13 protein-coding genes and 1 tRNA gene are annotated in these 13,425 nt (G+C 66.5%); 11 read left to right on the forward strand and 3 right to left on the reverse strand.

Features of this window, described 5'->3' with window-relative positions:
• Window positions 1-28 precede the first annotated feature (28 nt).
• The 8 genes from NKT36_RS08270 to NKT36_RS08305 all read left to right on the forward strand — a co-directional run bounded on the left by NKT36_RS08270 (window position 29) and on the right by NKT36_RS08305 (window position 6,545).
• Window positions 29-544 carry a DUF7858 family protein gene (locus NKT36_RS08270; RefSeq protein ID WP_327050572.1) on the forward strand — a complete coding sequence of 172 codons (516 nt, stop codon included), beginning with the start codon at window positions 29-31 and terminating at the stop codon, window positions 542-544.
• A 192-nt stretch (window positions 545-736) separates the two neighbouring features.
• On the forward strand, window positions 737-1,906 hold the full coding sequence (locus NKT36_RS08275; protein ID WP_327050573.1) for a CBS domain-containing protein: 1,170 nt from the start codon (window positions 737-739) through the stop codon (window positions 1,904-1,906).
• Window positions 1,907-2,020: 114 nt separating this feature from the next.
• Window positions 2,021-2,197, forward strand: coding sequence for a 50S ribosomal protein L18Ae (rpl18a, locus tag NKT36_RS08280; protein ID WP_327050574.1), 177 nt, complete (start codon window positions 2,021-2,023; stop codon window positions 2,195-2,197).
• Window positions 2,197-2,652, forward strand: coding sequence for a prefoldin subunit alpha (gene pfdA / locus NKT36_RS08285; protein ID WP_407652213.1), 456 nt, complete (start codon window positions 2,197-2,199; stop codon window positions 2,650-2,652). Before rpl18a ends, pfdA begins: the two co-directional genes overlap by 1 nt.
• A 6-nt stretch (window positions 2,653-2,658) precedes the next feature.
• On the forward strand, window positions 2,659-3,777 hold the full coding sequence (gene ftsY, locus NKT36_RS08290; protein WP_327050576.1) for a signal recognition particle-docking protein FtsY: 1,119 nt from the start codon (window positions 2,659-2,661) through the stop codon (window positions 3,775-3,777).
• 141 nt (window positions 3,778-3,918) lie between these two features.
• A complete protein-coding gene (locus NKT36_RS08295; protein WP_327050577.1) occupies window positions 3,919-5,310 on the forward strand; it encodes a signal recognition particle protein Srp54 in 1,392 nt (463 codons plus the stop codon).
• A gap of 98 nt (window positions 5,311-5,408) precedes the next feature.
• A complete protein-coding gene (locus tag NKT36_RS08300) occupies window positions 5,409-5,987 on the forward strand; it encodes a magnesium transporter (RefSeq protein ID WP_327050578.1) in 579 nt (192 codons plus the stop codon).
• Window positions 5,988-6,545, forward strand: coding sequence for a magnesium transporter (locus NKT36_RS08305; RefSeq protein ID WP_327050579.1), 558 nt, complete (start codon window positions 5,988-5,990; stop codon window positions 6,543-6,545).
• Window positions 6,546-6,587: 42 nt separating this feature from the next.
• Here the strand turns inward: NKT36_RS08305 and NKT36_RS08310 are convergent, their stop codons facing one another.
• On the reverse strand, window positions 6,588-7,004 hold the full coding sequence (locus NKT36_RS08310) for an RNA-binding domain-containing protein (RefSeq protein ID WP_327050580.1): 417 nt from the start codon (window positions 7,002-7,004) through the stop codon (window positions 6,588-6,590).
• Complete coding sequence (locus NKT36_RS08315; protein WP_327050581.1) at window positions 7,001-7,582, reverse strand: AAA family ATPase; 582 nt, start codon at window positions 7,580-7,582, stop codon at window positions 7,001-7,003. The genes NKT36_RS08310 and NKT36_RS08315 overlap by 4 nt, the downstream gene beginning before the upstream one ends.
• Before the next feature lie 115 nt (window positions 7,583-7,697).
• On the opposite strand from NKT36_RS08315, the gene NKT36_RS08320 reads away from it, so the two are divergent.
• The 3 genes from NKT36_RS08320 to NKT36_RS08330 all read left to right on the forward strand — a co-directional run bounded on the left by NKT36_RS08320 (window position 7,698) and on the right by NKT36_RS08330 (window position 12,164).
• Window positions 7,698-8,075, forward strand: coding sequence for a YccF domain-containing protein (locus NKT36_RS08320; RefSeq protein WP_327050582.1), 378 nt, complete (start codon window positions 7,698-7,700; stop codon window positions 8,073-8,075).
• A 46-nt stretch (window positions 8,076-8,121) separates the two neighbouring features.
• Window positions 8,122-8,196: transfer RNA gene (locus NKT36_RS08325), tRNA-Arg, on the forward strand.
• A 1,346-nt stretch (window positions 8,197-9,542) separates the two neighbouring features.
• Window positions 9,543-12,164, forward strand: coding sequence for a valine--tRNA ligase (locus NKT36_RS08330; RefSeq protein WP_327050583.1), 2,622 nt, complete (start codon window positions 9,543-9,545; stop codon window positions 12,162-12,164).
• A 22-nt stretch (window positions 12,165-12,186) separates the two neighbouring features.
• On the opposite strand, the gene NKT36_RS08335 is transcribed toward NKT36_RS08330, so the two are convergent.
• Window positions 12,187-12,894, reverse strand: a complete 708-nt coding sequence (locus NKT36_RS08335) for a DUF2270 domain-containing protein (RefSeq protein WP_327050584.1) — start codon at window positions 12,892-12,894, stop codon at window positions 12,187-12,189.
• Between the last annotated feature and the right edge of the window lie 531 nt (window positions 12,895-13,425).

A 13,425-nucleotide genomic window follows, 5' to 3' on the forward strand; every position in this document is an offset into this window, starting at 1 on the left:
TAAAGGTAGTCCGGGTGAAATCACCGATATGGCGCTGTCCGACATCGCGGCGGGGCTGGAGGTGACGACCAGCCAGCGCGACCGCGGCGTTGCGACCGTGGACGACACGGCTCGCAGCCTCCGGGAGCGACTGCAACCGTTCGAAGGCGACCTGCCCTGCGACGCCGCGGCCGCTGCGACGGTGCTCGAGTCGTTCACCGCGGGCGCGTCGGTCGGCGACGCCGGCCGGGACGCCGGGGTCGCGGCCGTCACGGCGGCGAAGACGCTCCACCTGCTCGGCGTCGACGGCGTCTCGCCGCTCGGGCCGACGGCGCACGACGTGGTTCGGGACTGGCTCGCGGCCGACCTCTCGCGCTCGGACGCGAAGGCGCTGACCGGTGCCTCCGAGACGGAGTTCGCGCTGGCGACGTTCGTCGAGACCCACGACCCGCTCGACGGCGCGCCGGAGGCGGTCGAGGGCGTGCTCTCGCCGGCCGGCGATGCGACCGTCCGGAAGCGCGACGAACTGGGGGAGACGATGAGCGACGTCAGCGACTTACTGTGAGTCTCGTCTCACAGGCCATCGCTCACGGCGTGACTGAGCGACGTCAGCGACTTGCTGTGAGTCTCGTCTCACAGGCAATGGGCTGGCACCGGGTCGTGAACTTTCAGAACGAAACCGACAGGAGAGGGAGCGTGACGAAGGCGACCTTTTCGCGCGCCGAGGTTTAAGGTCGTGCCGCCGCTACGTACCCCCATGAGAAGCTTCAAGATCGGGAGCGCGTTCGGCATCCCGATAAAACTCGATCTGACGTTTCTGCTCATCCTCCCGGTGTTCGCGTGGATCATCGGCAGCCAGGTCGGCGAGTGGGTGACCATCCTCAACGACCTGTGGGGCGTCGGGCTGACGGTCGGCCCGCTCACGCAGGGGTCGATGCCGTGGGTCCTCGGCGCGGTGGCGGCCGTGGGCCTGTTCGTCGGCGTCGTCCTCCACGAGCTCGGGCACTCGCTCGTGGCGATGCGCTTCGGCTTCCCCATCGACTCCATCACGCTCTGGATCTTCGGCGGCATCGCGAGCCTGTCCGACCAGCCGGAGGACTGGCTCGAGGAGTTCCTCATCGCCATCGCCGGGCCGGCGGTCAGCATCGCCCTCGGCGTGCTGTCGTTCGCCGCGCTGTACGTCGTCCCGGCGGGCATGGAGGCGGTGCGGTTCGTCGTGGGCTATCTCGCGCTGATGAACATCGTGCTGGCGGCGTTCAACCTCCTGCCCGGGTTCCCGATGGACGGCGGCCGGGTCCTGCGGGCGCTGCTGGCGCGCACCCGCCCGTTCGCACAGGCCACCCAGACCGCGGCGGAGGTCGGCAAGCTGTTCGCGCTGCTGCTCGGCCTCTTCGGGCTGCTCCAGTTCAACATCATCCTCATCGGCATCGCCTTCTTCATCTACATCGGCGCGACCAGCGAGGCCCAGCAGACGGTGCTCGCGGCGACGTTCCGCGACGTCCAGGTCCGGGACGTGATGACGTCCGCTGCGGACCTGAAGACGGTAGAGCGCGACGACTCAGTCGCCGACCTGCTCGACCGGATGCTCAAGGAGCGCCACACGGGCTACCCGGTGGTCGAGGACGGCGCCCTCGTCGGCATCGTGACCCTCGACGACGCGCGCGAGGTGCCGACCGTCGAGCGCGACGCCTACCGCGTCGAGGACGTGATGTCGGACGAGGTGACGACCATCCCCGCCGACAGCGCGGCGATGGACGCCTTCGAACGCCTCCAGCAGAACGACATCGGCCGGATGCCGGTCGTCGACGCGAACGGCGACCTGGCGGGCATCATCTCACGGACCGACCTGATGACCGCGTTCAACATCATCCAGAGCAGCGGGCGACTGGAGGAGGAGATCACGACCGACCAACGGCAGCCGATGTGAGCGCGTACGACCGGCCGCGACGCGGCGGCGGTCAGGCTCCGGTTCGAAGGCTGCGTCGCCGTCGCGGGAAGCGAGTTAGGAAGATTCTTCCCGCTCGCTCACGGACGTCACTCCATGAGCACGTTTACTGTTCGCGGAAGCTTCCAGGGCCGAGACGGCTGGGAGCAGTTCGAGAAGGACGTCGAGGCGGAGAACGAGAACGTCGCCGAGGAGCGCACGTTCGCCGACTTCGGCAGCAAGCACGGCCTCAAGCGCACCCAGGTCGAGATCGAGGAGGTCGAGGGACGATGATGGGTGGCGGCAACCAGCAGATGCAGCAGCTCCAGCAGGAACTCCAGGAGCTCGAGGAGCAGAAACAGCAGCTCGAAGAGGAGGTCGAGGAGCTGAAGGCCGAGAAGAGCGACATGGACGACGCCATCGAGGCCATCGAGACGCTCGACACCGGGTCGGTCGTGCAGGTGCCGCTCGGCGGCGGCGCGTACGTCCGCGCGGAAGTGCAGGACATCGACGAGGTCGTCGTCGAACTGGGCGGGGGCTACGCGGCCGAACGCGACCAGCAGGGTGCCGTCGAGTCGATGGAGACCCGCAAGGACGCCGTCGACGAGCGCATCGACGAGCTCCAGTCCGAGATCAGCGACGTCGAGGAGGAGAGCAGCGAACTGGAGCAGGAAGCGCGCCAGATGCAGCAACAGCAGATGCAACAGCAGATGCAGCAGATGCAGCAGCAGGAAGACGACAGCGAGTAATCGCCGATGTTCGACAGTCTGAAGGACAAGATCAGCGGGTTCCGGGAGGACGTCGAGGAGACGACCGAGGAGAAGGCCGAGGAGGCCGCCGACGAGGCGGCCGAGGAGGCCGCCGACGAGGCAGCCGACGCCGAGACTGTCGACGTGGGGGCGTCCGGGACGGCCGAGAGCGAACCGGAACCCGCCGAACCGGAACCCGTCGAAGACGAGGACGACGCCGGGACGTCGAACAACAACGGCTTCACGAGCAAGGCGAAGTCGTTCGTCCGCGGCGAGATCGTCATCGAGGAGCAGGACCTCGAGGACCCGCTCTGGGAACTGGAGATGGCGCTGCTGGAGAGCGACGTCGAGATGAGCGTCGCCGACGAGATTCTCGAGGGCATCCGCGAGGACCTCGTCGGAGCGACGCGGTCGTTCAGCGCCGACACGGCGGACGTCGTCGAGGAGGCGCTGCACGACTCGCTGCTGTCGGTCATCAGCGTCGGCCAGTTCGACTTCGACCAGCGGGTCGCGGCGGCCGACAAGCCGCTGGTCATCATCTTCACCGGCATCAACGGCGTCGGGAAGACGACGACCATCGCGAAGCTCTCGCAGTACCTCGAAGAGCGCGGCTACTCCTCGGTGATGGCCAACGGCGACACCTACCGCGCAGGGGCCAACGAGCAGATCCGCGAGCACGCCGACAACCTCGACCGCAAGCTCATCAGCCACGAGCAGGGCGGCGACCCCGCGGCGGTCATCTACGACGCCGTCGAGTACGCGGAGGCCAACGACGTCGACGTGGTGCTCGGCGACACGGCGGGCCGGCTGCACACCAGCGAGGACCTGATGGACCAGCTGGGGAAGATCGAGCGCGTCGTCGGGCCGGACATGACCCTGTTCGTCGACGAGGCGGTCGCCGGCCAGGACGCCGTCCAGCGCGCCCGGGAGTTCAACGACGCCGCCGAGATCGACGGGGCCGTCCTGACGAAGGCCGACGCCGACTCGCAGGGCGGCGCCGCCATCTCCATCGCGCACGTCACGGGCAAGCCCATCCTCTTCCTCGGCACCGGCCAGGGGTACGACGACATCGAGCGGTTCGACCCCGAGCGCCTCGTCGGACGGCTGGTCGGCGACGAGGAGTGACGGCGGGCGACCGCTCGCGCCGACGACCTTTCTCGTCGTGCAACCCTCGTTCGCGGCGCTCGCTCACCTCGATTTCGACCGGCAGTGGCGACGTCGACTGGAAAAGGGTTTAAACGAGTACGGAGCCAAGAACGGACAACGATGGTACTCGACAATCTCGGCAGTTCTCTTCGCGGGTCGCTCGACAAGCTGAGCGGCAAGTCGCGCGTCAGCGAGGAGGACGTCGAGGAGATCGTCAAGGAGATCCAGCGGTCGCTGCTCCAGGCCGACGTCGACGTCAGCCTGGTGATGGACCTCTCCGACTCCATCGAGGAGCGAGCGCTGGAGGAGGAACCGCCGGGCGGGACGACGGCCCGCGACCACGTCCTGAGCATCGTCTACGAGGAACTGGTCGACCTCGTGGGCGAATCGACCGAACTACCGCTGGAGAGCCAGACCATCCTGCTCGCCGGTCTCCAGGGGTCCGGGAAGACGACCACCGCCGCCAAGATGGCGTGGTGGTTCTCGAAGAAGGGGCTTCGCCCCGCGGTCGTCCAGACCGACACCTTCCGGCCGGGCGCGTACGACCAGGCCAAGGAGATGGCCAGCAGGGCCGAGGTGGAGTTCTACGGCGACCCGGACAACGACGACCCCGTCGACATCGCCCGGAAGGGACTGGCGGAGACCAGCGAGGCCGACGTGCACATCGTCGACACCGCGGGTCGCCACGCGCTCGAGGACGACCTCATCGACGAGATCGAGGAGATAGAGCGCGCCGTCGACCCCGACCGGAACCTGCTCGTGCTCGACGCCGCCATCGGGCAAGGCGCGAAAGACCAGGCCCAGCAGTTCGACGAGTCCATCGGCATCGACGGCGTGGTCATCACGAAGCTCGACGGGACGGCGAAAGGTGGCGGCGCGCTCACCGCCGTCAACGAGACGGACTCGTCCATCGCCTTCCTCGGGAGTGGCGAGACGGTCCAGGACGTCGAGCGCTTCGAGCCGAACGGCTTCATCTCCCGGCTGCTGGGGATGGGCGATCTGAAGCAGCTGACCGAGCGCGTCGAGCGCGCGATGGAGGAGACCCAGGGCGAGGAGGAGGACTGGGACCCCGAGGACATGCTGCAGGGGTCGTTCACCCTGAAGGACATGCGCCACCAGATGAACGCGATGAACAAGATGGGGCCGCTCGACCAGGTGATGGACATGATTCCCGGCATGGGCGGCGGGATGATGGACGAGCTACCGGACGACGCGATGGACGTCACGAAAGACCGGATGCGCTCGTTCGAGGTCATCATGGACTCGATGACGGAAGCCGAACTGGAGAATCCGCGCGCCATCGGCGCGAGCCAGGTCGAGCGCATCGCCCGCGGCAGCGGCACGAGCGAGGAGCGGGTGCGCGAACTGCTCGAACAGCACAAGATGATGGCCCAGACGCTCAAGCAGTTCCAGGGCATGGGCCAGGGCGGCGACATGGAGCGGATGATGAAGAAGATGCAGGGCGGTGGCGGCGGTGGCGGCGGCATGGGCGGCATGGGACCGTTCGGATAGCTGGCCTGCGAACCACCGACGCTGGCTTCGCGGACGACCCCGCCTGCGAACCACCCACACGCGGCTTTTTTGTCCCACGCACGTAACCACCACGGTAGATGTCGGTCCGTGACGTCGCCGTCGAGGCGTACCGCGAGGCGCTGCCCGCACTGGCCGCGAGCGTCGTCGGCGGCCTGTTCGCGGGCGTCGTCCTCGGCGGGATGCGCGCGGAACTGCGGGCGGTGCCGGGGCTGCTGGTCCTGGTTCCCGCCCTGCTAGCCACGCGCGGGAACGTCTACGGGTCGCTCGGCGCGCGACTCGCCTCGGGCCTCCACCAGGGGCTGGTCGAACCCCGAGTCGGCGTGACCGACGAGCGCGTGCGGGCGGCCATCGCCGCCGCCATCGCCAACGGCCTCCTCGCCAGCCTCTTCGCGGCGACGGTCGCCTACCTCGTCCTCCGGACGCTACCGGGAGCGGTCGCACCGCTCCCGACGCTGATCGCGATCGCGCTGCTTGCCGGAATCATGTCGGGCGTCGCACTGTCCATCGCGGTGGTCGTCGTGGTGTTCGTCGGGTACCGGCGCGGCCAGAATCCGGACACCCTGGTCGGGCCGGTGGTGACGACGACGGGCGACGTGTTCGGTATCGCTTTCCTGCTGCTCGCGGTCCGCATCGTACTGACGCTCGGGGGCGGCTGAATGCCGACGCCCTGGACCGTCCGCGACATCACGCGGGCGATGCTCCCCGTCCTGCTCGCGCTCACGGTCGTCGAGATCGGAAGCGGTCTCGTCCTCGGGTCGTTCGAGGCCGAACTGCTGCGGTACCCCTCGTTGCTCGCGCTCGTCCCGGTCACCATCGGCACCGCGGGCAACCTCGGGAGCGTGCTCGCGGCGCGACTCTCGACGGCGTTCCACCTCGGCATCCTGTCGTTCGAGCGCGGCGACGAACTGCTCGCGGGCAACGCCGTCGCGACCGTCGCGCTGTCGCTGACCGTCTTCCCGGTCGTCGGTGCCGGCGCGTGGGCGCTCACGTCGCTGACCGTCGGCACAGTGCTCCCGTTCTCGACGGTCGTGCTCGTCGCGCTCGCCAGCGGCGTCGTACTGGGGTTCGTCGCCATCGCGGTGACGCTGGTCGCGACGTACGCGGCATACCGGTTCGAACTCGACCCGGACGACGTCGTCATCCCGGTCGTGACCAACGTCTGCGACGTGCTGGGCGTGCTCGTCCTCTTCGGTACCGTGCAGGTGGTGGTGTGAGCCGGAGCGCTCGAGACTCGGCGACGTCGCCCGCAGTCGGGGTCAGCGCTCGTCGTCGGTGATCGGCTTGCCCTCCTCGGTCGGCGGGGCGACGTAGTCGACGAACTCCTCGACGCTCGGTTCGGTCACGCGGATGCGGACGTGGATGTCGCCGAGTTCGTCGGGGTTGCCGACCGCGAAGTTGACGACCTCCTGGAAGGCGGCCTGCTTCTTCAGCGAGAACGAGATGGTGTTGCCGCGGCGGTCGCCGAAGAACTCCCCGCGGGCGGTGTCGAGGATCTCCTGGCGGTGGAGCAGTTCCGAGAAGTGCTCGACGGCGTGCGCCTCGGCGACGAGTTCGCCGTGTCCCTCCTCGACGTCGGCGTCGGGGAAGACGTTCGTGATGGCGTCGGCGACGCGGTCGGCGATCTCGGTGTCCCGAACCGGTGCGGTGATCTGGACGTCGATGCTGTATATCATGGTTGCTCGGCCGTCTGGACGCGTTCCAGGCCGTCGACGCCGTTCTCGAACAGCGCCCGGACCTGTTCGCGGAACGATTCGAGCGACCCGGCGTTCTCGATGGTCGCGTCGGCCTTCTCCATCGCACGGTCGAGGCCGAACCCGAGTTCGCGCTCGTCGCGCTCGCGGAGGCGCTCGACGTCGGCGTCGCTGGAGTCGCGGCCGCGCTCGCCGAGGCGTTCGGCACGGAGCTCGAACGGAGCCTCGATGCTGACGAGCGTGAAGTCCTCACCGAACGCCTCCTCGAAGCACTCGACCTCCACGCCGGAGCGGATGCCGTCGACGAGCACGGTGTCGGTCTCCGACAGCGCGGCCTCGATGCGGGGGAGCGACCGCGCGGCGATCGCGTCGAGTCCCTCCTCGTCGCGGAGGGCCTGGGCGATCTCGCCGTGGTGTTTCGCCGGGTCGAGGCCGCGTTCGCGACACTCCTCCCGGATGACGTCGCCCATCGTGACGACGGGGATGTCGTGCTCCGCGGCGACGTTCGCGGCCTCCCCTTTGCCGCTCCCCGGCAAACCGACGGTCCCGATGACTTGCATCGTACGTCAGTTCACGCGAACCGTGCTTAAGGGCTGTGCTATGGGTGGCGGCGACCCGCGAAGCAGCGCCGGCAGTAGCGGAGGGTTTTCGTCCCGTCGGCACGCCCTAGACGACATGACCCAACGTTCGCTGCTGGTCCGGGCGCTCTGGTTCCTCGTCGTCGGCTGGTGGGCGACGCCCGTCGTCGTCAACGTCGCGTGGGCGCTGAACGCGACGATACTCCTGTTGCCGCTGGGCATCAAGCTCATCAACCTCGTACCGACCGTACTCACGCTGAAGGAACCTCGCAGTCGGCTGGACCCCGACGCGGCGACCGGTCAGCGCTCGTTGCTCGTCCGGGCGGTGTATTTCGTCCTCGTCGGCTGGTGGCTGAGCTGGCTCTGGGCGAACCTCGCCGCGCTCCTCGCGGTGACCATCGTCGGGCTGCCCGTCGCCCTCTGGATGTTCAACCGCCTGCCGTACGTGACCTCGCTGTACCGATTCGACGGATAACAGGAATCCCATTCCTTATGACGAATCACGGTCAAGGACGCCACGAGGGCACGTAGCTCAGTCTGGATAGAGCGTCGGACTTCTAATCCGACGGTCGTGGGTTCGAATCCCATCGTGCCCGTGCAGCGAGGAGCGTAGCGACGAGCGAACCGGTGCGAAAGGGGGATTCGAACCCTGCAAGTCGCACGCCCGGAAGCGCAACGCAGTGAGCATCCCGGAACGTCTTGCTCCGGTTCGAATCCCATCGTGCCCGTGAACCCGCCGAACGGCAGTGAGGCGTGGTGAACGTCCTCGATGGATTCGAACTACGGAACGAGGGAGTGAAACGACCGAAGTTCAGGTGGTTCGAATCCCATCGTGCCAGCTGTTCTGTTGCGAACGGACGTGAGCAACGAATAGCTGACCGCGAAGGGATTCGAATCAGGGAGTGAAGCGAAGCGGAACGACCGTGGTTCGAATCCCATCGTGCCCGTCGATTCTGCGACGAGCGGACGCGAGGAGCGAATCGATTTATACTATGGCACGAGAATGTGTTGTTCAATATTGTTGAGTATTACGACCAAGGGTCGTAAAACACTGAGGAGACCAGCCATGCGAGCAGGATGAGTCCTGCTCCAGCCACGCCAGGAGAGAGTAAAGACAGAGCCTCCGAAACCAAATCGAGGGAAAAACCCAGAGACCACTACCGAATCCACTCTCAGGACGTAGAGGACGTAGAACGGTGAACACACGATTAAGAATCCAGGCCAGCAAGATAAATCCAACAATATAACCCCCATACCTCCAGATTTGGCCAATCATCTGTTGTTCGTGAAAGAGAGGATGGTGGGTGTTGCGAGCAATAGTATAATCGCCGCCACCAGACCTCTGGTGAACATCTTCTCGCCACGATAGAGTGGATCCGATGCTGAGAGACCAGGCATAGTGATGCTAAAGGCGTTGATACCGACGAAAACGAGAACAACGAGGGTGATACTAACTAGGAGGAAAGGGACCATGCCAAATCCTCTATCCATATTCTATCTATTATTTCAACAAACAAAAAGAAGATGGGTTAGTTATCTCCAATGTAGTCGTGATAATCTCACCAAAGACGTGTGCTACGTGGTTTGCATCCAACTCATCGTAGCAGCACATTCCACCCATTGTGCCCGTTTCCTACCGACGAAGAGGGGGCGGTTCACTCCTTGAGCGCCCCCGCGGTGAGGCCGCTGACGACGCGCTCTGGGGCGACGACGGCGAACACCGCGACAGGCGGCCGTCGAGAACGTCGTCGACCGTTCGAAATTCTTAATAGGTTGACCAGTGGCGTTCCACGTACGATGACGCCAGTTCGCCGCACCGACCGACTCCCGATGGCGTCCCCCTTCGCCGTACCTGTAGCCCCCTTCTAGGGGCACTATTCTCGCTGCGTTTCCGACGACCGGGGAATCGAGTTACAGTCAACCCACCAGCTATCGACGGAGAATGAGCAACACGCAACCACCGGACCAGGAACGGAGAACCGAACGATTCGAGGGCGAGTACGAGGCGGACGCCGTCGAACCGAAGTGGCAGGAGCACTGGGTCGAAGCGGACACCTACGCGTACGGCGGCACCGAGGACCCCGACACCCTCTTCACCATCGACACGCCGCCGCCGACCGTGTCCGGTAACCTCCACATCGGCCACCTCTACCAGTTCACGCTGCAGGACTTCGTCGCGCGGTTCCACCGGATGGCCGACGGCGACGTCTACTTCCCCCTCGGGTTCGACGACAACGGCATCGCCTCCGAGCGGCTCACCGAGCGTGAGCTGGGCGTCCGCCACCAGGAGTACGAGCGCAGCGAGTTCCAGGAGATGACCCTGGAGGTCTGCGACGAGTACGAGGAGGAGTTCACCGAAGACGTCCAGTCGCTGGCCATCTCCGTCGACTGGAACAACACGTACCAGACCATCGAACCCGACGTCCAGCGGGCCTCCCAGCTGTCGTTCATCGAACTGTACGAGCAGGGGCGAGAGTACCGCCAGAACGCGCCCACCATCTGGTGTCCGGACTGTGAGACCGCCATCTCGCAGGTCGAGACCGAGGACGCCGACCGCGACGCCCACTACACCGACATCCGGTTTCCGCTCGTCGACGGCGGGGACGTCACCATCTCGACCACGCGGCCCGAACTGCTGCCCGCCTGCGTCGCGATGTTCGTCCACCCGGACGACGAAGAGAACGCCGACCTCGTCGGCGAGACGGCGCGCGTTCCGCTGTTCGACCACGAGGTCCCCATCATGGCCGACGAGCGCGTGGACCGGGAGACGGGGACGGGCGTGGTCATGTCCTGCACGTTCGGCGACCAGACCGACATCGAGTGGTACCAGGCGTACGACCTGCCGCTCCGGGTCGCCATCGACGAGTCCGGGACGATGACAGACGTCGCCGGCGAGTACGCCGGGCTGTCCACCCACGAGGCCCGCGAGGCCATCGTCGACGGCCTCGACGACGCGGGGTACGTCGAGGACCGTCGCGAGATAACCCACACCGTCCAGGTCCACGAGCGCTGCGAGACCGACGTCGAGTACCTCGTCACCGACCAGTGGTACGTGAAGCTGCTCGACCGGACCGACGAGTACCTGGAGGCCGGCCGCCGGATGGACTGGTACCCCGAGAAGATGTTCACCCGCTACCGCCACTGGGTCGAGGGGCTGGAGTGGGACTGGTGTATCTCCCGCCAGCGCGACTCCGGCATCCCGTTCCCGGTCTGGTACTGCGCGGACTGCGGCGAGCCGGTCATGGCGGAGAAGGAAGCCCTCCCCGTCGACCCACTCTCGGACGACCCGCCGGTCGACGCCTGTCCGGAGTGCGGCCACGACGAGTTCGAACCCGAGGAGGACGTCTTCGACACGTGGGCGACGTCGTCGCTGACGCCGCTCATCAACGCCGGCTGGGACTACGACGCCGAGACGGACTCGCTGACGATGGAGCGACCCCAGCTCTATCCGATGGACCTCCGGCCCCAGGGCCACGACATCATCAGCTTCTGGCTGTTCCACACCGTCGTCAAGTGCTACGAGCACACGGGCGAGGTGCCGTTCGACGCGGTCATGCTCAACGGGATGGTCCTCGACGAGAACCGCGAGGCGATGTCGAAGTCGAAGGGCAACGTCGTCACGCCCGCGGAGGTCCTCGCGGAGTTCCCCGTCGACGCCACGCGCTACTGGGCAGCGGGGACCGCCATCGGCGACGACTTCCCGTTCAAGGAGAACGACCTCGTCACCGGCGAGAAGCTCCTCCAGAAGATGTGGAACGCCGCGAAGCTGGTCGACTCGCTCACCGACCCCGACCCACCGGAGCCGGCGGAGCTCGACGCCATCGACGAGTGGCTGCTCGCCGAACTCGACGACGCCATCGCGGAGGTCACCGGCCACATGGAGCGCTACGAGTTCTCGAAGGCCCGCGACCGGCTCCGAACCTTCTTCTGGCACACGTTCTGCGACGACTACCTCGAGATCGCCAAGCAGCGCGACTCGGACTCGACCACCTTCACGCTACGCGCCGCCCAGGAGCAGTTCCTGAAGCTGTTCGCACCGTTCCTCCCCCACATCACCGAGGAGCTGTGGGACCTGCTGTACGACGACGCGAGCGTCCACGAGCAGTCGTGGCCCGAGCCCGCCGGCTACGAGGCCGACCGCGATGCCGGCGAGACGGCGATGGCGGTCGTCGGCGCGCTCCGCCGGTACAAGGCCGACCGGGGCCTCCCGCTGAACGCCGACCTCGACCGCGTCGCCGCGTACGGTCCCGTCGACGGGTTCGAGGACGCCATCGCCTCCGCGATGCACGTCCGGGAGTTCGACCGGCTCGACGAGCCGCCGGAGACGGAGACGCGCGTCGTCGGCGTCGACCTCGACTACTCGAAAGTCGGTCCCGAGTACGGTTCGAAGGTCGGCGACATCGACGCGGCGCTCGAACGCGGCGACTTCGAGATCGAAGACGGCACGCTCCACGTCGCCGGCGAACGCCTCGACGGCGAGCTGTTCGAGGCGCACAGGGAGCGCCAGTACGACGGCGAGGGCGACCTCCTCCAGACGGACGACGCCGTCCTCGTCGTCTCCTGAACCGCCGGCGTCGAGAGACGGGCTACCGCTTCCAGTCCCCCGACTGCTCGCCGTGGAACTCGCCGCGGGCCTGCCGCTGGCGCGGCCAGTAGGTGAACGCAGTGACGGCGGCGAAGAAGGCCGCGACAGCGACCACGACGAGTTCGGCCGGGAGGCCCGGGACCGTCGCGGTCTGTCGCCACGTCTCGCCCGGTGTGTATATCGTGATCCGGAACGCCCACGCGGCCCCGAGCAGGAGGTAGAGCGGGAAGTAGACCTGGCGGAGGCGGCGCGCGAGCGCTTCCAGGTACGACACCTTGACCGTCGGCCTGCGGAGGTCGTCGCCGAGTTCGCTCCGCCAGTCTTCGAAGGGCACGCCCTCGGGGTCGAGCGAGTTGGCGAACAGGTTCTCCTCGAGGAGACGGACGCGGGCGCGACTCGCGTCGAAGGTACGGTACCGACGCACGTCGAACAGCAGGAACAGCGACACGGCGACGATGCCGATGAGCAGCAGGTACGCGGTGGCGTCGCTACCCTGGAATGCGAGCGCGAGGACGGCCGTGACGACGACGATGGCCCAGTCGATGGCCAGATCGAGGCGGGACAGGAGGTTGCCGCTCTGAGAGACCTCGCCGCGGTAGTAGTGCGGTATCAACGAGAGGAACGTCTCGTCGTCGGTCGCGGCGACGCTGGCGACCTCCCGCGCCTCGTGATCCGTCGAGTCGAACCCCTCGGGACGGTGGGCCGTCATCGCCGCTCGTCTCCGGACGTCGTCACCGCGTTCGCTCGAACGGAACCGGACAGCAGTGCTGGCTGAGTGGAATGCATACGCTAGCCAACGCTACCAGACGGTATGACGACGTTCCCTGCCCCTGCAAGGCGTGCGCCCCTGCTTCCGAAGACGCCCGCTGCGTCCTGCGGTTCCGTCAGCGACGGGGGAGCGCCACCCTCGACGGTGGGAGCGGGAGAGAGACCGACGGCCACCGCTGGGGTGTGAGTCGGGTGGGAGCGACGACCCGGCGCGGCCTACAGCTGCTCCGCGACGTCGTCGATGTCGCTCCGGCAGAACGGGCAACGGTAGTTCGTCGAGAACCCGCCAGACTGCGCTACGGTCTTCGTTTCCAGCTCGTGAAGCGCGATGTTGCGACCACACTGGGTACAGGCTACCTTCGACACGGGTGGGGCTATGCGATTACTTCCACTTAAATCACCTGGGCCACAAGCATTATAAAAAGGACCGCCGTAACGCGTGTTATCTTTTATACTACGGAATTAATCGCAG

The sequence above is a fragment of the Halomicrococcus gelatinilyticus genome (genome assembly GCA_024227995.1).
Taxonomy (GTDB): domain Archaea; phylum Halobacteriota; class Halobacteria; order Halobacteriales; family Haladaptataceae; genus Halomicrococcus; species Halomicrococcus gelatinilyticus.